Genomic DNA, 18,062 nt, shown 5'->3' with positions numbered 1-18,062 from the left:
CAAAGACGCAGAGCCGATAAAATGAGATTAATACAATCTCATTTTATCGGCTCTTTCCGTTATGTATGGATTCTTTTAATTAGTCTTCGATGTTTCTTGCTTCGTTGATACCGCTGGCTAAAGATTCCATTAAGGATAGTTCTTTGTCTGTAAAGCTATCCATGTATTTCTCTATCTGTAATCGTCGGGTGCTTTTTACCAAGTTATTAGCAGGTAAGAAAAATTCATCAACGGAAACATGAAGTAACGATACAAGGTCATAAAGAACTTGTATGCTGGGGTGTTGCCCTTTATTTTCAATATTAGTTAAGTACCGTGGGTCAATTTCAATCAATGCTCCCACTTGTTCACGAGTTAAACCTCGTTTCAATCGAGCTTCTTTAATGGCTAAACCAAAGGCTCTAAAATCATATTTATCTTCTTTTTTACGCATAGTAGACCACCTCTATACATTTTATTGTTCCTACTGAATTAAAAACAGGTATAGAAAAACGTGTTATATGGTTTATAGGTTTATATTTAATAAAAAGCACTACTAAACGCCAATAAAAAAAACCGTTATATGGTAGTGCTATTTACGCTGTTAAAATATTGTATATTACTTCCAAATGGCGGTTTGTTGGAGGTCAACGTCGCCATGAAGTACATCATATACAATAAATTTCCTTACATTGGGTTCTTGTCAAAAAAAGTCGTCTATCTGCAATAGATAAGTACGTCCACCAATGTGGTTTTATAAATCATATAGATAGAATAACAGAAGCATGTAAACAGAGAAATAAATCTGTTTATATGCTTTTTTGGCTATTCAGAACTTTTTTACAAAGTTTATTTATCAGTAATGCAACAAATCCCCCTTTCACATTGGGACTAAGAGTGAAAGGAGATAAACGAGCAAGGCTCACTTCCTTTCCTAGACAGAAAGGGGGTGAGAAACATGAAACCATCTTCTTTTCAGACCACAATAGAAAATCAGTTTGACTATATCTGTAAACGTGCTATGGAAGACGAGCGAAAGAATTATATGCTTTATCTTTCAAGGATTGCAAAGCGTGAGGTGTCCTTTTCGGATGTTGGCGATTATCTTGTTAGCCAGTTTGCGACAACAGATAACTATTCAACTGACTTTCAGATTTTTACACTCAATGGGTTATCAGTAGGCGTTGAAAATGATTTGTTGAGTGAAGCATTACGTGAGTTGCCAGACAAGAAACGTGAAATTCTACTGCTGTTTTACTTTATGGACATGAGCGATTCAGAAATTGCAGACCTGTTGAAATTGAACCGTTCTACTGTCTATCGGCATAGAACCAGTGGACTAGCCTTAATTAAAAAGTTTATGGAGGAATTTGAAGAATGAAAACACAATATCCTATGATTCCCTTTCCTCTCATTGTAAAGGCAACAGATGGCGATACCGAAGCGATTAACCAGATTCTACATCATTACAGAGGGTACATAACGAAGCGTTCCCTACGACTTATGAAAGATGAATATGGCAATCAAAGTATGGTCGTTGATGAAGTCTTACGTGGAAGAATGGAAACCAGACTGATTACAAAGATTTTGTCATTTGAAATTAAGTAATATCCTCTCTCCTTTCGTGGAAGCGTGCTAAACCATTCCACGCTTCCCGAACAGGGAGGTTTGTTATTCCACCAAAGCATATTGAGCTTTCAATGTGTTTTGATAGGCTAACGAGCCATTGTTCTTTGAAAACTGAATAAAAGTAATCGAATACGTTTCGATAAGAAAAGAGCCAACGGAACTAACCGCCATGACCTATCTTATAAAGATAGCGAGCGATTCATGTTAGTGATCCGAGAAGCAATCTTTAGCAGGATTGCCTGCAACGACATTCTTATCGTGATAATGATACTCCCATACAGTCAATAGTCCGAGCGTGATAAAACCGTCGCAGGCAATGAGTATGGCTACATGAGAACCATGCAGGGGTGGAACTCCCGTGAGCTTTGCTAAAGCTGTTCGATTGCTGGTAAAACAACTTTTATGAAATCCAAATAAGTGATTTGGAAAGGAGGATTTTATGAAGCAGACTGACATTCCTATTTGGGAACGTTATACCCTAACCATTGAAGAAGCGTCAAAATATTTTCGTATTGGCGAAAACAAGCTACGACGCTTGGCAGAGGAAAATAAAAATGCAAATTGGCTGATTATGAATGGCAATCGTATTCAGATTAAACGAAAACAATTTGAAAAAATTATAGATACATTGGACGCAATCTAGCGTCGCCAAAGGGTCTTGTATATGATAAAATAGTATTAAGTCGTATCAAGGCTCTTTCCATAAAGGAAAGGAGCAAATGCCATGTCAGAAAAAAGACGTGACAATAAAGGTCGAATCTTAAAGACTGGAGAGAGCCAACGAAAAGACGGAAGATACTTATACAAATATATAGATTCATTTGGAGAACCGCAATTTGTTTACTCGTGGAAACTTGTGGCTACAGACCGAGTACCAGCAGGAAAGCGTGATTGTATCTCACTTAGAGAGAAAATCGCAGAGTTACAGAAAGACATTCATGATGGTATTGATGTTGTAGGAAAGAAAATGACACTCTGCCAGCTTTACGCAAAACAGAACGCTCAAAGACCAAAGGTTAGAAAAAACACTGAAACTGGACGCAAATATCTTATGGATATTTTGAAGAAAGACAAGTTAGGTGTAAGAAGTATTGACAGTATTAAGCCATCAGACGCTAAAGAATGGGCTATTAGAATGAGTGAAAATGGTTATGCTTATCAAACCATCAATAACTACAAACGTTCTTTAAAGGCTTCATTCTATATTGCTATACAAGATGATTGTGTTCGGAAGAATCCATTTGACTTTCAACTGAAAGCAGTTCTTGATGATGATACTGTCCCTAAGACCGTACTAACAGAAGAACAGGAAGAAAAACTGTTAGCCTTTGCAAAAGCTGATAAAACCTACAGCAAAAATTATGATGAAATTCTGATACTCTTAAAAACAGGTCTTCGTATTTCAGAGTTTGGTGGTTTGACACTTCCAGATTTAGATTTTGAGAATCGTCTTGTCAATATAGACCATCAGCTATTGAGAGATACTGAAATTGGGTACTACATTGAAACACCAAAGACCAAAAGTGGCGAACGTCAAGTTCCTATGGTTGAAGAAGCCTATCAAGCATTTAAGCGAGTGTTAGCGAATCGAAAGAATGATAAGCGTGTTGAGATTGATGGATATAGTGATTTCCTCTTTCTTAATAGAAAGAACTATCCAAAAGTGGCAAGTGATTACAACGGCATGATGAAAGGTCTTGTTAAGAAATACAATAAGTATAACGAGGATAAATTGCCACACATCACTCCACATAGTTTGCGACATACATTCTGTACCAACTATGCAAATGCAGGAATGAATCCAAAGGCATTACAGTACATTATGGGACATGCTAATATAGCCATGACGCTGAACTATTACGCACATGCAACATTCGATTCTGCAATGGCAGAAATGAAACGCTTGAATAAAGAGAAGCAACAGGAGCGTCTTGTTGCTTAGTAGTACAAATGAATTTACTACTTATTTACCACTTCTGACAGCTAAGACATGAGGAAATATGCAAAGAAACGTGAAGTATCTTCCTACAGTAAAAATACTCGAAAGCACATAGAATAAGGCTTTACGAGCATTTAAGAAAATATAAAAAGATAATTAGAAATTTATACTTTGTTTTATTTAAAAAAATTATAATTAATGGCTATGAGAATTCTCATAGCCATTTTTATTAAATATTAATCATCTTTAAAGCTATATAAATTATATTCTATTTGTTTTTTCTAGATTTTTATCCAGTGCTTTTGAAAATAAAGCTCTATATTTACCATTCCAATCATTCACCAAATAACTGACCACTGCAGCTATATACATTATTTTTATATTTATAAAAAAAAGTATTATTATAAGTATTCTATACCTTTTAGCCTGCTTTACACTAGCACTCTCTGCTATCATTTTATTTTCTATTATGACCATTGAATCTTTAAAAGTAAATATTGCAAACAAATATTCTAGAGAAAATATAAATCCATCTACATATTCTATCCCTGAACTTACTTTGAATACCTTTAATAATTCCGCAAAAAGAATGTATACAATCATTATAATGAACAATTTTCTACTTGAATAAATAAATCGAACATTCCTTTTTAAACTACCAATTAGTTTTAATTTATATTTTTTCCCATAAAAATCCAACTTTATTTTTTTAGAGGCTATCATAGTTAAAAAATATATTATAACTCCACTACCAAATGATATCAATGAAAAACTAAAAAAGAAACTCTGTTTGATAGTATCACTGGCTAACATCTGTCTATAATTATCCAATATTTGTATAGATGACTTGCCTGATTCTCCTGAGTTTAACATTTTAGACACTTTATCTATAAACAAATACATTTCTTTTGAAAATTCATCAAAATTGGAAACCAAAGAAACATTGGTAAATGTTCTCATAATGTAGTCAAATACAAATAACATCAATAAGCTAAGGATTGATACTACTATTATTTCATTGCCTAATTCATCCATATTAAGTAAAATATATCCTGTAAAAAGCCCTATTATAGATCCTTGAATAAGCATAATTGGCGTAATAGGATTTCCCAAAATAAAAAAAGTAATCAGTATAGAAATAATTACACTCAGAGATGAATATTTCCAACCACATCTTATATATATAATTGCAAAAAAAACAGGAACTAAAAAATCATAGTATCCAAAAAAACCAAGACCAATAGCCGTACAAGCTAGTGTCAAAACCACAAAAATAGAAGTTAAAATACTTGCTTCTACCATCGGTTTTATAGTGTTTTTATTATCCATATTATACCTCCAATATCATTGAGTATATCAAAATACACTTTTCAAATCAATGAATCACTGGTTATTTGTTCCGAAAAATGTTAAAATTTATATAAAGCTATATCTTGTAATTGTATTTGTTTTTAATTTAGGAGGTGTTATTTATGCAAAAGGTAGCATTTATTGGAGCAGGTGTAATGGGAAAGAATATGATTAGAAATTTTATGAAGAAAAATATAGATATTTCTTTTTACACTAGAACTAAAGAAAAAGCATTAGATTTAATAGAGGAAGGTGCACATTGGTGTGATTCTGTAAAAGAATGTGTATCAGATAAAAAAATTATAATAACTATGGTTGGCTACCCAAGTGATATTGAAGAGATCTATTTGGGAAAAGATGGTATTATAGAAAATGCCGAAGAGGGTTCTTACTTAATTGATATGACCACTACAGATCCTGAACTAGCAAAAAAACTATTTAAGGAAGCTGAAAGTAAAGGTCTTCATTTTATGGATGCACCTGTCTCAGGAAGTGATATAAGAGCTGTGGATGGGACTCTTACTATTATGGTTGGAGGGGAATTAAGAGATTACGAAGCATGTTATCCGATCTTTAATTGCCTAGGCAATATTGTTATTTATGAAGGTCCTGCTGGAAGTGGACAACATACTAAAATGGCTAATCAAATAGCAATATCTGGTGCTATATCTGGCGTTTGCGAGGCTTTATATTATGCAAATAAGGTTGGACTAGATGAGACTAAGACCTTAATTACAATCAGTACTGGCGCTGCAGCTAGCTTCCAAATGGAAAATATGGCTCCAAAAATTTTGGATGAAGAATATGATCCAGGCTTTTTTATCAAACATTTTGTAAAAGATATGGAAATAGCTATAAAAGAAGCTAATAATAAAGATATCGATCTACCTGTTTTAAATACTGTATTAGAAAATTATAAACTACTTGAAAAAGAAGGTTATGGAAATCTAGGGATACAGGCTTTATATAAGTTTTATGAAAAAGAAGATGATTAATATTTAATAAAAATGGCTATGAGAATTCTCATAGCCATTAATTATAATTTTTTTAATTATAAACTTACTTATTAGTGGTCACAGTTTTCATCACATACATGATCTGGATTTTCAGCGATAAATTCTAAGTACTCTTTTTCAGTTTCCTTGAATTCTCTAACCATACGATCATATGAAGGAAGAGCATCTTCTTCTTCTAGCTCAGTACCATTCCAATCAGCATACATCATCTGATCACCGTTTGTTAGTATCATTCTACCAACATGAGTAGTTGCATCGATTAGTTCTAAGAAGTCCATCTGACCATCTACTACATCACTATCTAATTCGATATCATCATCCATACACTGTACTACCATTAGAGGTATTAAACTTCCCTCTTCATCTTCTGTTACTACAGTGATATCTAATAGACCTTCTACCCCATCTTCATATTCTGATAGTGGTACATCAGTTTCTACCATGTTTTCAGGAACACTTAATTCTTGAATTAAATATTCAACTACTCTATCCTTAACTAATTCTTTTGACATAGCTTATACCTCCAAATTATTATAATCAATCTTGCTAATATTATACCATTGAATATATTTAAAGTCTATAAAAAGGAAAGCACTAAAGGATAAATTAAGTAAATTAGTATAATCTTGTCTTAGACTCTTAGTGTAACTATTATTGTTATTAGTATTGGAGGGAAAGTATGAAAAATATTAAGAGAATCGTCTCAGTATGTCTGTCTTTAATGATGGTATTTACTATGATGATAGGATTTGCACACGCCGATTCAACTGGCGAAGTAATTACAATAGGTGCTAACTTAAATCAACAGCAGAAAAAAGAAATTTTAAACTATTTTGGAGTTGATGAAAATAATCCTGAAATAATGTATGTTAATAATCAGCAAGAAAGAAAATACCTAAGTGGAGTTGCTCCAGATAGCCAGCTAGGGCATGTAACTATGTCTTCATCTTATGTAGTTCCTACTGCTAGTGGTGGTATTAATGTTAAAACATCTAATATTACGTGGGTAACAAGCTCTATGATAGCCTCTACTCTATCTACTGCAGGAGTAGATAATGCCAATGTAGTTGCTGCAGCACCATTCCCAGTGAGCGGTACTGGAGCCTTAACTGGAATAATAATGGCGTTTGAAAAATCTTCTGGTGAACAACTTACTGAAGAGAAAAAACAGCTTGCAAACAAAGAACTTGTTGCTACTGGTACTCTAGCTGAAGAGGTTGGAAAAGACAAAGCTTCTGGTATTATAAATGATTCAAAAAAAGAAGTAATTAAAGATGGATTAAAAGATGAAAAAGATATTGAAAAAGCTGTAAAAGACGTTGCTAATAACTATAATGTGACTCTTAATGCTGGTGATATCAATGTTATCGTAAATTTATTAAAAGATATCGGTAACCAAAATTACAATTATAAAGATATGAAAGATACTTTAGATAATATAAGTGCCAATGTTGGATACAATCTTAAAGAAGCCGGTGAAAAGGTCGATATAGATGGTGTATTTAATAAGGCTAAATCTTTTATAAACAATAATAAAGATGCAAAAGAGTTCTTTAACCAATTTGACGATTCCAAACTATCTAAAGATGCTGTAGTAAGTACTACTGCTTCTGGTATAGAAAGTGCGCAAAAAGCTGCGGAGGATGTCGGTCAAAAGGTAAATGATAGTGGTCTTTGGGATAAAATTAAGAGTTTTTTCCAGTCACTATTTAATTAATTTAGTCGATACTATTATTCAATAAAATAAGAAAAAGTCTTCTCTATATAGGGAAGACTTTTTCTTTTATTAAATAAATTCTATAAATTAGTATAGAAATTATGACCGTAAATTAATTTTAATTAAAAAGATGGTATTATAGCACCTTTATAATTATCTTCTATGTATTTCTTTACTTCTGGAGATGTTATAGCCTTGCTAAGTGCCTTTATTTTTTCATCATCCTTATTATCAGATCTCACAGCCAAGATATTTGAGTATGGAGAATCCTTAGCTTCAGTTGCAATTGCATCCTTCAGTGGATTTAACTTTGCTTCTAATGCATAATTTGAGTTTATTACATCTAAATCAACATCTTTAAGTGCTGTTGGAAGTTGTTCTGCTGCAAGTTCTTTTACTACAATATTCTTAGGATTTTCTGTGATATCATTCTTTGTAAGAATTTCCTTATCTGCTACTTTTATCAAACCTTCTTTAGCTAATAGCTTTAGTGCTCTTGATTCGTTCGTTGGATCATTTGGAACTGCTACTAAGGCACCATCTTTTACATCATTTACCTTTTTCACTTTATCAGAATATACTCCCATTGGTTCTAAATGAACCTTTACAGTATAAGTTAGATCCGTGTTATTTTTCTTATTATACTCGTCTAGATACGGACTATGCTGATAGAAATTTGCATCTAAAGACTTTTCTGTAAGACCCTTGTTTGGGAGTACATAATCATTAAATACCTTTACTTCTAACTTATATCCATCTTTTTCAAGTAGAGGCTTTACCACATCATTTAGTATTTCAGCATGTGGATTTGGTGTTGCTCCAACTACAATAGTCTTATCATCACCCGAAGTTTTTCCTGCATCCTTATTTCCACCACAAGCTACTAAACCTAAAGATAATACAGCAACCGCTGTAAGTGTTAACAATTTTTTTGCTTTCATAAATGATTCCTCCTAAATTATAATTTTATAAAATATATTACAAATGAATAAATAATATCCATATTTTTCTAATTTTTATGACTTTTTAAATTAAATTTACAGTTTATTTAATTTTACTTCAACTTCTAATTATATATTTTTACTTTAATTTTTTATAAAGAAAATCTCCTATACCTTGTATAATTTGTACTATAATTACAAGTGATATAACCGTAAATATCATTACATTCTTATCAAACTGTTGGTATCCATACATTAGAGCTACATTACCAAGTCCACCAGCACCTACAGCACCTGCCATAGCAGTATAGCCTAGTATAGTTATAGCTGACAAAGTGATACCTGTAATAATCGATGGTGTAGCCTCTTTTACCATTACCTTAAATATTATTTGTGTATTACTAGCTCCAAATGACCTAGCTGCTTCTATTAATCCCTTATCAACTTCATCAAGAGAACTTTCTATAAGCCTTGCTATAAAAGGAGCTGAACCAACTGTTATAGGTACTATAGCCGCTGTTTCGCCTATACTTGTACCAACTATCATTCTTGTAATTGGTATCATTGCCACTATAAGTATCATAAATGGAAAACTTCTAAGTACATTTACTATTAACCCAAGAACTCTGTTTACAGATTTGTTTGGCTTTAAGCCATCTTCTTTTGTTGTAACTAATATAATTGCTATAATAAATCCTAAAAGAGATGCTATAATAGTTGGAACCAATATCATATACATAGTCTGTAACATTGCACTTGGAAACAAATTTCTAAAATAATCACTAAAGCTCATTGTCTACCTCCTGCCATCTCATATCACGCTTTGTTAAGTATTCTTTTACTTGCTCTACTGAATCCTCTGGAATATTTATTATAAGTGATCCTAAAATATTATCTCTGAATTTTTCTAATTTACCAAATATTATTGATACATCTATATCTAATTCTCTAGACATACCTGTTATAATTGCCTCATTTGATCTATCATTTGTAAATAAAAGCTTTAAATTAACACCACCTGGCAAGACAATATCATCTTCACCGAGTATTTTTCTAAGAGCAATTGGACTATTTAAAAAGATTTCTTCTGTATCCCCTATTTCAAGCACTCTACCGTCATCCATGATAGCAGTTCTTGTACAAATTTGCTTAATAACTTCCATCTGATGAGTAACGACTATTATAGTTATTCCTAGTTTTTGATTTATTTCTTGTAACAAAGATAAAATAGAACTCGTTGTCTTTGGATCTAGTGCAGAAGTTGCCTCATCACAAAGAAGTACAGATGGATTCATTGTTAGCGCTCTAGCTATTGCAACTCTTTGTTTTTGACCTCCACTTAAATTCTTTGGTCTTGAATCTTTCTTATCTAATATCCCCACCAAGTCTAACAATTCTTCTACTCTTGCTTTTATTTCCTCTTTGCTGTAACCATGACATTCCATAGGTAATGCCACATTATCAAACACTGTTTTTCTTTCTAATAGTGAAAAATGTTGAAATATCATACCTAAATTTTTTCTTAGGTCTCTAAGTTTTTTATCATCCAGAATACCTACATTTTGATCGTTGACAATAATTTCTCCTGAATCAAATGCTTCCAATCGGTTTATACATCTTAAAAGTGTTGATTTACCAGCACCACTATGCCCAATTATACCAAATATTTCGCCATCTTTTATTGTAAAATTTACATCTGTCAATACTTTGTTTTCTCCAAAACTTTTATTGACATTTTTAATTTCTATCATAAATTTTTTCTCCTTTCTATTTTATTTATATTAATTTTTATATTAATTTTTTTAATTTTGTGTACTAAAAAATGTCTGAGTAAAATAAACCCAGACATAGGAATTTCTACTCATCTTTCAGCTATATGCTGCTGGAATTAGCACCTTGATTTCTCAGGTTGCCGGGTTTCATAGGGCCAGTCCCTCCACCTCTCTCGATAAGAGATATGCAATTGTTATGTATTAATGATATATCCTAATAAGGTATTTGTCAATACGTAAATATTTTATTCTTAAAAATAAGTCTTAAAAAGCACTATAGCATTAAAAATCATGCCACCTACAATTAATAATATCATAATATAATCAATTATTAAATTTGTTTTTGAATACCTTTTAACTCCCTTTGAATCTGCTATAGTTCCTCTGTGTATTTTTATTGACTTAACTACCCCAGATCCCATAACGCCAAGACCTAATATAGCTATCAACCTAGCTGATAAAGGAATTGCCAACATCCTAGAGTACATAACTATCAAAAACCCCATAGCAATCATAAATGATGGATTAGAAAATAAATCTACCTTTTTTTTATTTTCTTCTTTTAAATGTTCTGGTCTTATATCTTTTTCATAATATGCTTTTTCTTTCTTTTTCTTCTTAGCCATAGTATCCTCCCAAAAGTTCCTACTCTCACGATATTTTATATACCGTATAGTATTATATCATAATTAGGGGGTAATTAAATGTATTTTCTGATTTTTATACGCAAATATTTTTTGGAATTTATTTACTTTAAAAAATTAATATATTGCAGATTTTTTGTTAACTTTTTTAATACTCTTATTTATTTTTTCTAATACACACTTTATATTTAAGTTAATAAAGATTTCTTATTTCTCATATTTTGTAAACAAATATTTTTAAAACACTTTTATTCTCAGGACAAAACACTACTTGGTATATTTATTTTCAATAATAAATATCTATTTAAAAATGCTATAATATAATGCATAAATAATTGTAACTATAGCAATAATTTTATAATTGAGCATTTTTACAAATAAAATTCTAAATAAAAAAATAATGCCTGTAAATTTACAGGCATTGCTTTTATTTTTAAAGATTATCTTTTTTTAATATACATACTCCTCAGTCATATTTGATTTCTCAATCATAGACTGATAAAGTTTGGAATTTGATAAAAATTCTTTATGCGTTCCTTGTGACTCAATCTTTCCATTGTTCATAACTATAATTTTGTTAGCATTTTCTATAGATTTTAATCTATGAGAAATTATTACTACTGTCTTACCTTTTATCAATTTATTCAAACTTTCTTGTATTTTTTTCTCATTTTCTATGTCCAAAGATGCTGCTATTTCATCCAGTATAATAATTGGAGCATCTTTTAATATTGCTCTTGCAATAGAAATTCTTTGTCTTTCTCCTCCAGATAATTTTGATCCATTTTCTCCAATAGAAGTATTATATCCTTGTGGTAACTTGTTTATAAAGCTATCACAGCCAGCAAATTTAGCTGCTTTTATGACCTCTTCATCACTAGCTGATAGTTTTCCTATTCTTATATTTTCCATAATTGATGAGTTAAATAGAGTTACATCCTGAAATACTATTGATATATTTTCAAATAGTGAATCAGTATCAATGTTTTTAATGTTTTTTCCATCAAGTAAAATTTCGCCTGAATCATTATCATATAATCTAGACATTAACTTTAAAATTGTAGTCTTACCACAACCAGAAGGACCTACAAGTGCAGTTACTTGATTTTGCCTTGCACTAAAGGATACATTGTCTATTATCTTTCTTCCCTCTCTAGAGTAAGAAAAGTCTACATTTTTAAATTCTATATCAAAATTATTAATTTCGCATGGTTTTCCCTCTTGTGTTTTTGTTTCCCTCAATTCTTTTATTCTTTTTATTCTTGCATCTATATAGAAGATTTCCCCTATATTTTCATATACTCCATCTACACCTTCCATAATCTTTGCTGCGGCTATTATATAACCAATCAAATATAACAGTGAAGCTTCTCCATTTAAATAAACGGCTGTTCCAAAGAAAATTGTAACTCCTAGAGTAAGCTTTAAAATTGAGCTCGATATCTGTACTGGTAGTATTTGTGAAAACTCAGTTCTTAAATGTATTTTTTCACTTTCCTCCATTTTTTTATCTAAATTCTTCTTTATTTTATTTTCTAAACCAAAACTTTTTATTTCTTGTTGCAACTCTATTGATTCCTGAAAACTTTCAGAGTTTTCTCTAAGCTGATCAAAGTACTTTGTTGAAACTTTGATTTGGTATTTTTTTGAGCCTTTGATTATTAAAAAACTCAATACCACTGGTATCAAAACGCACAAAGCAAGCTTTATATTTCCAACTAACATCATGATTCCTATTACACAAAAGTAGGCTGAAAAGCCTATAGCATGAGGAATTGCATGAGACATGGCGTGTTCAATTCTTTCCACATCACTCATTATCACCTGAGATAGATCTGATATATTGTGCTTTGAAAAATATGATAGTGGTAATGATTTTAAAGTTTCTGCTATCTCTATTCTTAAATTCGCACTCTCTTTATATGTTTCCGTATAAAGAGCATTATAATTTATATATACAATTGTACATATAACAATAGCAATTATAACTATTTCCATCACATAAAAACTCACACTTTTTAAATTACCTTCTAAAACATCTTGTGTAAAGAACATAATCAAAAATATAGGTAACATATATGACGCATACATAAAGAAAGCTGACACCGAAGCCTTCAATAATCCCTTTGCCCCAGATTCAGTAAGAGCAAATTTATTTTTTATTTTATTTATCATATTAGACCCTCCAATCATTCGCTAATTCATATAGGGTTTGTAATTGTTTATATTTCCCATCATTTTCCATGAGCTCTTTATCTGTTCCACGTTCAATAATTTTACCATCATCAACTACTAGTATTTCGTCAACATTTTTTATAGAACTTAGTCTGTGTGCTATCATTATTACAGTTTTTCCAGACATAAGATTTGAGAAAGCTTTCTGTATTTCATACTCATTTTCTGGATCTGTAGCTGCTGATGCCTCATCCAATATAACAATATTAGCATCCTTAAGAATTGCTCTTGCTATAGCTATTCTTTGTTTTTCTCCACCTGAAAGATGAACTTCACTAGACCCTACTATTGTATTTTCTCTATCTTTCAATCTATCTATTATCTCATCACAACAAGCTAAAGATAGTGCTGTCATTACCTGCTCTCTAGTAGCATTTGGATTTCCAATTTTAACATTATCATATATGCTCTTTTTAAAAAGCTTAGAGTTTTGGAATACAAAAGAAATATTGTCCATTAGAGCTTCTTTTTTATATTCCAATATATTTTTATTGGCTATTTTTATTTGTCCTGACTGAGCATTATAAAATCCTGAAAGCAATTTTGCTATCGTACTCTTTCCACTTCCACTTGAACCAACTATTGCATAGACACGTTTTTCTTTTAGCTTAAAGCTCAAATTTGAAATTATATCTTTTCCCTCTTCATATCCAAAGCTAACATTATCAAATTCTATATCATATGAATCAAAGTTTGTAATATTTCCTTCTTTCAAGGTATCTTTTAACATGTCATCATAAAGATTTTCTAGCTTTTCTACTGTTGAAATTCCCATATATTTAAATCTTCCAACACTCATAACTTTTAGAAGTACTCCAAATATCAATCCTCCAAAGCAAGCAAAGAATATAACATTTCTAAGTATAATATCAGAACTTTCTCCTCTATTGATTAAAAAAATTCCAATTGGAATTGTAAATGTTATAAATGTATTGAATAATACTTGAAACATTATATATGGTTTTCTACAACTAAATGCATAGTCTAATGCATATTTTGAATAACTTGTTATTGCATTAAAAAGCGATTTAAAAGAGGATACCGTAGTTTTAAATATTTTTACTACCTGCATACCTCTAACATACTCTATAGTTTCACTATTTAGAGTCTCCAAAGATTCAATATAAATTCCCATGAATTCTTGATTCCCAACCATTGCCTTGATCTGTAGGAAACCAACTAATGTCATTAGTATAAGAAATGCACCTATTTTAGGATCAATAAAAAATCCTAACGCAATCATAAGTATCGGTGTTACGACTACAGCCGTGTTATCTGGTATTAAATGTGCTACTATAGCATGAGTTTCTTGGGCATTATCATCTATAATTTTTCTTATTTTTCCTGAAGAATTTAAATCGAAAAATGAAAATGAAGATTTCATCAACCCTTCAATACCTCTTTTTCTCAAGTTGGTTTCCAATCTAAATCCTAAAGCATGAGTTATTGCTACTGCTACAAAGTACATTATTCCCTGTAATATTAATAACACTACTATTAATACCGCATATTGCTTAGTGTTATGAATATTTTGTGTAACTATTAATCCATCTAAAAATTTGAATAGATAGTAATATGATCCTATCAAAAATAGACTTGATATTGCTGAAAAAAACACTCCTAAATATGCCAATTTTTTCTTTTCTGGCACATAGGAAAGTAATTTATTGTAAACTTCAAACATAATTTACCTCCTTATTATTTCTAGTTTATCAATATAAATTTTATCTTCTTAATGACAATATATATCAATTAATATTCTTTTACCACTCTCAAAAAGCAGTTTTTGCTCCACTTAGTTATTTTTTTGAAAAAGTTATTGAATTTTATTTTTTAGCTCAAATTTTACATAAAAATACCGATAAGATTTTATCGGTATTCTAATTTTTTATTAATATTTATAGATTTTCATTAATATTTATAGATTTTTATTTATATGCAATATTTTGAAGGTATTACTCCCAACTCTTTTTTAAAAGCTTCTGTAAATTTAGATGGGTTTGAATATCCAACCATACTTGCAATATTTGTAACTGAATAGTCTGTTTTAATTAAAAGTTCTTTTGCCTTTTCAATTCTCATTTCTTTTGAATAACTATAGATACTTTTACCATATACTTCCTTGAATTTAATTTTTAAAGATGATACTGAAATATCAAATATTGTAGACAGTTCATCTAAAGTATAGTGTGTTTCAATATCATCAGCAATAAATTCAGCTATTTTTTTTATTTTATTTAAGTCATTTTCTCTAATATAACTAAATTTCAGGACTTCCTGATTCCAATTTGTATCTATGAGAATCATCAAAAACTCAAGGATTTTCAACATCATAAAGTTTTTGTTTATCTTACCACTTTTTTTAATATTATATATTTCTTCAAATACATGTTTTATTTTTTCGTTAGACTTATAAACTTTCACGCCTTCAGGCTTTATCATTTCTTCTATTTTATAAAGATCCATATCGAAGTATTTTATCATTTCATTTTTTAAAAGTTTTTCTATATCTAGAAAAACTGATATTCCATAATAATGTTTAATTGGAAAAACACATAGTTTATTATCTTTAATCATTCTTTTTGAAATAGCTATATCACCACTTGATACTTTTGAAGCCTCACCCTTTTTAAAAAAATATTCACCTGAACCAATCATGGAATAGTTAATTTCTATTAAATCATTTTCCGTTTGTATATTATTTCTAAGGGCTGACATATTCATATCGTTAAATGTAAGGCTTAATCCCTCAACAATATTATAAGTTTCTATATTACCCTCTCCACTTTCATCTATTACTTTATAAAAGAAACCATCTTTATTATTCAATCCATTTGTTATATCCAAAGAAAAATCATAGTAATTATCCATCTATTATTCACCCTTTCGAAAGTATATCTGTAAGTAATTGTCTTATTTTGCGGTTTTATTTCTAAGTTCTATTATACATGTCATTGATAATTATTGTCAATAATTACCGGATTTATAGCTATTTCTTTTCTAAATTTTTATTTTAATAATAATCGTTTTTCTAATCATATCTACTGAAAACATAAAAAAGACAGACATTAATTAATGTCTGTCTTTTATTTTAATTTAAAACTAAATTAATTGTATTCTTATTTATTTGTTGCCTTCATAGGTATAAAGTTACCAATTATACCAGCTATTACTACAGGAACTATCCAGAAGAATCCAAGTGTACCACCTGGCCAGCTGTTCATTGATTCTGCTACTGATGTTAATCCAGTAACTCCTATAGTAGGTAGTACTGATACTACACCAAGTATTAAAGCTACCCATACTGCACATCTGAAAATATTATTATTTTTAATTTTATCATTAAAGATACCTAATATTATGTAAGTAACAACTGCTGGATAAATCATACCAAGTAGTGGGGCTGCCAAGCTTATAATAGTATCAACACCGAAGTTAGAAACTATAGCTGAGAACACACATACTACTACTACTACTACTTCATACTTTAATTTTCCGTTTGATAATTCTCTAAAGTAGTTACCACAAGAAGAAGTAAGTCCGATTGCAGTAGTTAAACATGCAAGTGCTACTATAACTGCCAATATAACCTTACCTGGTTCACCAAGTATTGACTGAGTGATAAATACTAATAATGAAGTTCTTTCTACTGTGTCATCGAATAAAGGTGAAACTGTAGCTCCTAGATATGATAATCCACCATATACTAGTGCAAGACCTATAAATGCTATTATACCAGCTATTATAGTTGCCTTAACCATAGTTTTCTTTTCAGTATAACCTTTTTGATGAACTGATGCTATTATTATACCTGAGAATATACAGGCTGCCATAGCATCCATTGTCTGGTAACCATCATTGATACCAGTAACAAATACGTTATCAACCAAAGTTCTTTCCAAAGGCTGACCTAGAGGCATTACTATTCCCTTGATAATCAATACTGCCAAACATATTAATAATGCTGGAGTAAGGAATGCACCAACTATATCGACAACCTTTGAAGGTCTGATAGTCAATAAAAGTACGATTGCAAAGAAAATTATTGAGAATAATATTGGACTAAATGAAGTTCCAAATATAGGTGCTATACCTATCTCAAAAGTAGTTGCCGCTGTTCTTGGTATCGCCAAGAACGGTCCAATACATAGGACCATAATAGTTGCGATTACAACTGCTAGCCTACTGCCCGCTCTGGAAAACAATTTCCTTACATCTCCACTTGTTCTGGTAAGCGCTATTACTCCTAATAGAGCTAGACCACCATCTGCAAATAGAAATGCTATAAATCCTGTAAGCCATTTGGTCCCTGATAAAACTCCTAGATATGGAGGGAATATCAAGTTACCTGCTCCGAAGAACATTGCAAATAATGCGAACCCAATTACGATCATGTCTTTAAATTTTATATTCATAGAACTCCTCCTTTTTTTTAGCCCTGACTAAATTATAAGTTCAATATCAGTATACCTACAATTTTCAGTATTGTCAAACAATTCTTTAAATTCGACTTTTTTATAACAAATAGGCTTAATTAATTGTTTTATTTTCGTAATTACGCTATTTTTTATTAATTAAATAAATATAAAAAACAGTTTGATACTTTCATTTATTTTTTTAAGCTTTACTCAAAATAATCTTTTTTTCAAAAAAAATATTTTACTTTCATGAAACTTATTAAAATACCTCACTTATTATTTTAATAAGTATAGAGGATATAATATTTTATTTTTTATAATATGTTATACTCAATATTGATATTACTTTTATAAAGTTTATATGTATTGTTTTTTATTAAAGCTATATTCTTAATATTTTTCACTTTATATGTATCTATCAT

Annotated in this window: 17 protein-coding genes and 1 riboswitch; of the genes, 6 read left to right on the top strand and 11 right to left on the bottom strand. The window is 30.5% G+C overall.

Annotated elements, in window-relative coordinates; translation table 11 throughout:
- Nucleotides 1–79 precede the first annotated feature (79 nt).
- Nucleotides 80–433: a helix-turn-helix transcriptional regulator gene (locus RR561_RS05810; RefSeq protein WP_001227347.1), complete on the bottom strand. Its 354-nt coding sequence runs from the start codon at nucleotides 431–433 to the stop codon at nucleotides 80–82.
- Nucleotides 434–937: 504 nt separating this feature from the next.
- Between RR561_RS05810 and RR561_RS05805 the strand changes: the two genes are divergently transcribed.
- The 4 genes from RR561_RS05805 to RR561_RS05785 all read left to right on the top strand — a co-directional run bounded on the left by RR561_RS05805 (nucleotide 938) and on the right by RR561_RS05785 (nucleotide 3,550).
- Complete coding sequence (locus tag RR561_RS05805) at nucleotides 938–1,360, top strand: sigma-70 family RNA polymerase sigma factor (RefSeq protein WP_000804885.1); 423 nt, start codon at nucleotides 938–940, stop codon at nucleotides 1,358–1,360.
- The gene (locus tag RR561_RS05800; protein ID WP_000857133.1) at nucleotides 1,357–1,587 is read left to right on the top strand and encodes a helix-turn-helix domain-containing protein; all 231 of its coding nucleotides are present in this window, start codon (nucleotides 1,357–1,359) and stop codon (nucleotides 1,585–1,587) included. Before RR561_RS05805 ends, RR561_RS05800 begins: the two co-directional genes overlap by 4 nt.
- A 460-nt stretch (nucleotides 1,588–2,047) precedes the next feature.
- Nucleotides 2,048–2,251: an excisionase gene (locus RR561_RS05790; protein ID WP_000814511.1), complete on the top strand. Its 204-nt coding sequence runs from the start codon at nucleotides 2,048–2,050 to the stop codon at nucleotides 2,249–2,251.
- 81 nt (nucleotides 2,252–2,332) lie between these two features.
- A complete protein-coding gene (locus RR561_RS05785) occupies nucleotides 2,333–3,550 on the top strand; it encodes a tyrosine-type recombinase/integrase (protein ID WP_001291561.1) in 1,218 nt (405 codons plus the stop codon).
- Nucleotides 3,551–3,808: 258 nt separating this feature from the next.
- Here RR561_RS05785 and RR561_RS05780 read toward each other — a convergent pair whose 3' ends face one another.
- Nucleotides 3,809–4,876, bottom strand: a complete 1,068-nt coding sequence (locus RR561_RS05780; RefSeq protein WP_332506608.1) for a hypothetical protein — start codon at nucleotides 4,874–4,876, stop codon at nucleotides 3,809–3,811.
- A 143-nt stretch (nucleotides 4,877–5,019) separates the two neighbouring features.
- Here RR561_RS05780 and RR561_RS05775 point away from each other — a divergent pair, with 143 nt between their 5' ends.
- Nucleotides 5,020–5,892 (top strand): NAD(P)-dependent oxidoreductase, encoded by an 873-nt coding sequence (locus RR561_RS05775; protein ID WP_332506607.1) that lies wholly within the window; start codon nucleotides 5,020–5,022, stop codon nucleotides 5,890–5,892.
- Between the two features lie 71 nt (nucleotides 5,893–5,963).
- Here RR561_RS05775 and RR561_RS05770 read toward each other — a convergent pair whose 3' ends face one another.
- Nucleotides 5,964–6,425 (bottom strand): type I restriction enzyme HsdR N-terminal domain-containing protein, encoded by a 462-nt coding sequence (locus RR561_RS05770; protein ID WP_332506606.1) that lies wholly within the window; start codon nucleotides 6,423–6,425, stop codon nucleotides 5,964–5,966.
- Nucleotides 6,426–6,592: 167 nt separating this feature from the next.
- On the opposite strand from RR561_RS05770, the gene RR561_RS05765 reads away from it, so the two are divergent.
- Complete coding sequence (locus RR561_RS05765) at nucleotides 6,593–7,630, top strand: DUF1002 domain-containing protein (RefSeq protein ID WP_332506605.1); 1,038 nt, start codon at nucleotides 6,593–6,595, stop codon at nucleotides 7,628–7,630.
- A 122-nt stretch (nucleotides 7,631–7,752) separates the two neighbouring features.
- Here RR561_RS05765 and RR561_RS05760 read toward each other — a convergent pair whose 3' ends face one another.
- From RR561_RS05760 to brnQ, 8 genes are all read right to left on the bottom strand, one after another.
- Nucleotides 7,753–8,571, bottom strand: a complete 819-nt coding sequence (locus RR561_RS05760) for a MetQ/NlpA family ABC transporter substrate-binding protein (RefSeq protein ID WP_332506604.1) — start codon at nucleotides 8,569–8,571, stop codon at nucleotides 7,753–7,755.
- 139 nt (nucleotides 8,572–8,710) lie between these two features.
- The gene (locus RR561_RS05755) at nucleotides 8,711–9,364 is read right to left on the bottom strand and encodes a methionine ABC transporter permease (protein ID WP_332506603.1); all 654 of its coding nucleotides are present in this window, start codon (nucleotides 9,362–9,364) and stop codon (nucleotides 8,711–8,713) included.
- The gene (locus RR561_RS05750; protein ID WP_332506602.1) at nucleotides 9,354–10,322 is read right to left on the bottom strand and encodes a methionine ABC transporter ATP-binding protein; all 969 of its coding nucleotides are present in this window, start codon (nucleotides 10,320–10,322) and stop codon (nucleotides 9,354–9,356) included. Before RR561_RS05750 ends, RR561_RS05755 begins: the two co-directional genes overlap by 11 nt.
- A 107-nt stretch (nucleotides 10,323–10,429) precedes the next feature.
- A riboswitch (SAM riboswitch) is annotated at nucleotides 10,430–10,526 on the bottom strand.
- A gap of 68 nt (nucleotides 10,527–10,594) precedes the next feature.
- Nucleotides 10,595–10,969, bottom strand: a complete 375-nt coding sequence (locus tag RR561_RS05745) for a hypothetical protein (RefSeq protein WP_332506601.1) — start codon at nucleotides 10,967–10,969, stop codon at nucleotides 10,595–10,597.
- 468 nt (nucleotides 10,970–11,437) lie between these two features.
- On the bottom strand, nucleotides 11,438–13,162 hold the full coding sequence (locus tag RR561_RS05740; protein ID WP_332506600.1) for an ABC transporter ATP-binding protein: 1,725 nt from the start codon (nucleotides 13,160–13,162) through the stop codon (nucleotides 11,438–11,440).
- Between the two features lies 1 nt (nucleotide 13,163).
- The gene (locus RR561_RS05735) at nucleotides 13,164–14,906 is read right to left on the bottom strand and encodes an ABC transporter ATP-binding protein (RefSeq protein ID WP_332506599.1); all 1,743 of its coding nucleotides are present in this window, start codon (nucleotides 14,904–14,906) and stop codon (nucleotides 13,164–13,166) included.
- A gap of 248 nt (nucleotides 14,907–15,154) precedes the next feature.
- Nucleotides 15,155–16,093, bottom strand: a complete 939-nt coding sequence (locus RR561_RS05730) for a helix-turn-helix domain-containing protein (protein WP_332506598.1) — start codon at nucleotides 16,091–16,093, stop codon at nucleotides 15,155–15,157.
- Nucleotides 16,094–16,341: 248 nt separating this feature from the next.
- Nucleotides 16,342–17,637, bottom strand: coding sequence for a branched-chain amino acid transport system II carrier protein (gene brnQ / locus RR561_RS05725; RefSeq protein WP_332506597.1), 1,296 nt, complete (start codon nucleotides 17,635–17,637; stop codon nucleotides 16,342–16,344).
- Nucleotides 17,638–18,062 lie beyond the last annotated feature (425 nt).

The organism is Peptostreptococcus sp. (assembly GCF_036639115.1).
Taxonomy (GTDB): Bacteria; Bacillota; Clostridia; order Peptostreptococcales; family Peptostreptococcaceae; genus Peptostreptococcus.
The sequence above is the reverse complement of the archived record's forward strand: the minus strand, read 5'-3'. Positions and strand labels throughout refer to the sequence as shown.

Bases quoted from the DNA above. Each gene is read 5' to 3' on its own strand.
- RR561_RS05810 (WP_001227347.1), bottom strand. From the start codon at position 433: ATGCGTAAAAAAGAAGATAAATATGATTTTAGAGCCTTTGGTTTAGCC.
- RR561_RS05805 (WP_000804885.1), top strand. From the start codon at position 938: ATGAAACCATCTTCTTTTCAGACCACAATAGAAAATCAGTTTGACTAT.
- RR561_RS05800 (WP_000857133.1), top strand. From the start codon at position 1,357: ATGAAAACACAATATCCTATGATTCCCTTTCCTCTCATTGTAAAGGCA.
- RR561_RS05790 (WP_000814511.1), top strand. From the start codon at position 2,048: ATGAAGCAGACTGACATTCCTATTTGGGAACGTTATACCCTAACCATT.
- RR561_RS05785 (WP_001291561.1), top strand. From the start codon at position 2,333: ATGTCAGAAAAAAGACGTGACAATAAAGGTCGAATCTTAAAGACTGGA.
- RR561_RS05780 (WP_332506608.1), bottom strand. From the start codon at position 4,876: ATGGATAATAAAAACACTATAAAACCGATGGTAGAAGCAAGTATTTTA.
- RR561_RS05775 (WP_332506607.1), top strand. From the start codon at position 5,020: ATGCAAAAGGTAGCATTTATTGGAGCAGGTGTAATGGGAAAGAATATG.
- RR561_RS05770 (WP_332506606.1), bottom strand. From the start codon at position 6,425: ATGTCAAAAGAATTAGTTAAGGATAGAGTAGTTGAATATTTAATTCAA.
- RR561_RS05765 (WP_332506605.1), top strand. From the start codon at position 6,593: ATGAAAAATATTAAGAGAATCGTCTCAGTATGTCTGTCTTTAATGATG.
- RR561_RS05760 (WP_332506604.1), bottom strand. From the start codon at position 8,571: ATGAAAGCAAAAAAATTGTTAACACTTACAGCGGTTGCTGTATTATCT.
- RR561_RS05755 (WP_332506603.1), bottom strand. From the start codon at position 9,364: ATGAGCTTTAGTGATTATTTTAGAAATTTGTTTCCAAGTGCAATGTTA.
- RR561_RS05750 (WP_332506602.1), bottom strand. From the start codon at position 10,322: ATGATAGAAATTAAAAATGTCAATAAAAGTTTTGGAGAAAACAAAGTA.
- RR561_RS05745 (WP_332506601.1), bottom strand. From the start codon at position 10,969: ATGGCTAAGAAGAAAAAGAAAGAAAAAGCATATTATGAAAAAGATATA.
- RR561_RS05740 (WP_332506600.1), bottom strand. From the start codon at position 13,162: ATGATAAATAAAATAAAAAATAAATTTGCTCTTACTGAATCTGGGGCA.
- RR561_RS05735 (WP_332506599.1), bottom strand. From the start codon at position 14,906: ATGTTTGAAGTTTACAATAAATTACTTTCCTATGTGCCAGAAAAGAAA.
- RR561_RS05730 (WP_332506598.1), bottom strand. From the start codon at position 16,093: ATGGATAATTACTATGATTTTTCTTTGGATATAACAAATGGATTGAAT.
- brnQ (WP_332506597.1), bottom strand. From the start codon at position 17,637: ATGAATATAAAATTTAAAGACATGATCGTAATTGGGTTCGCATTATTT.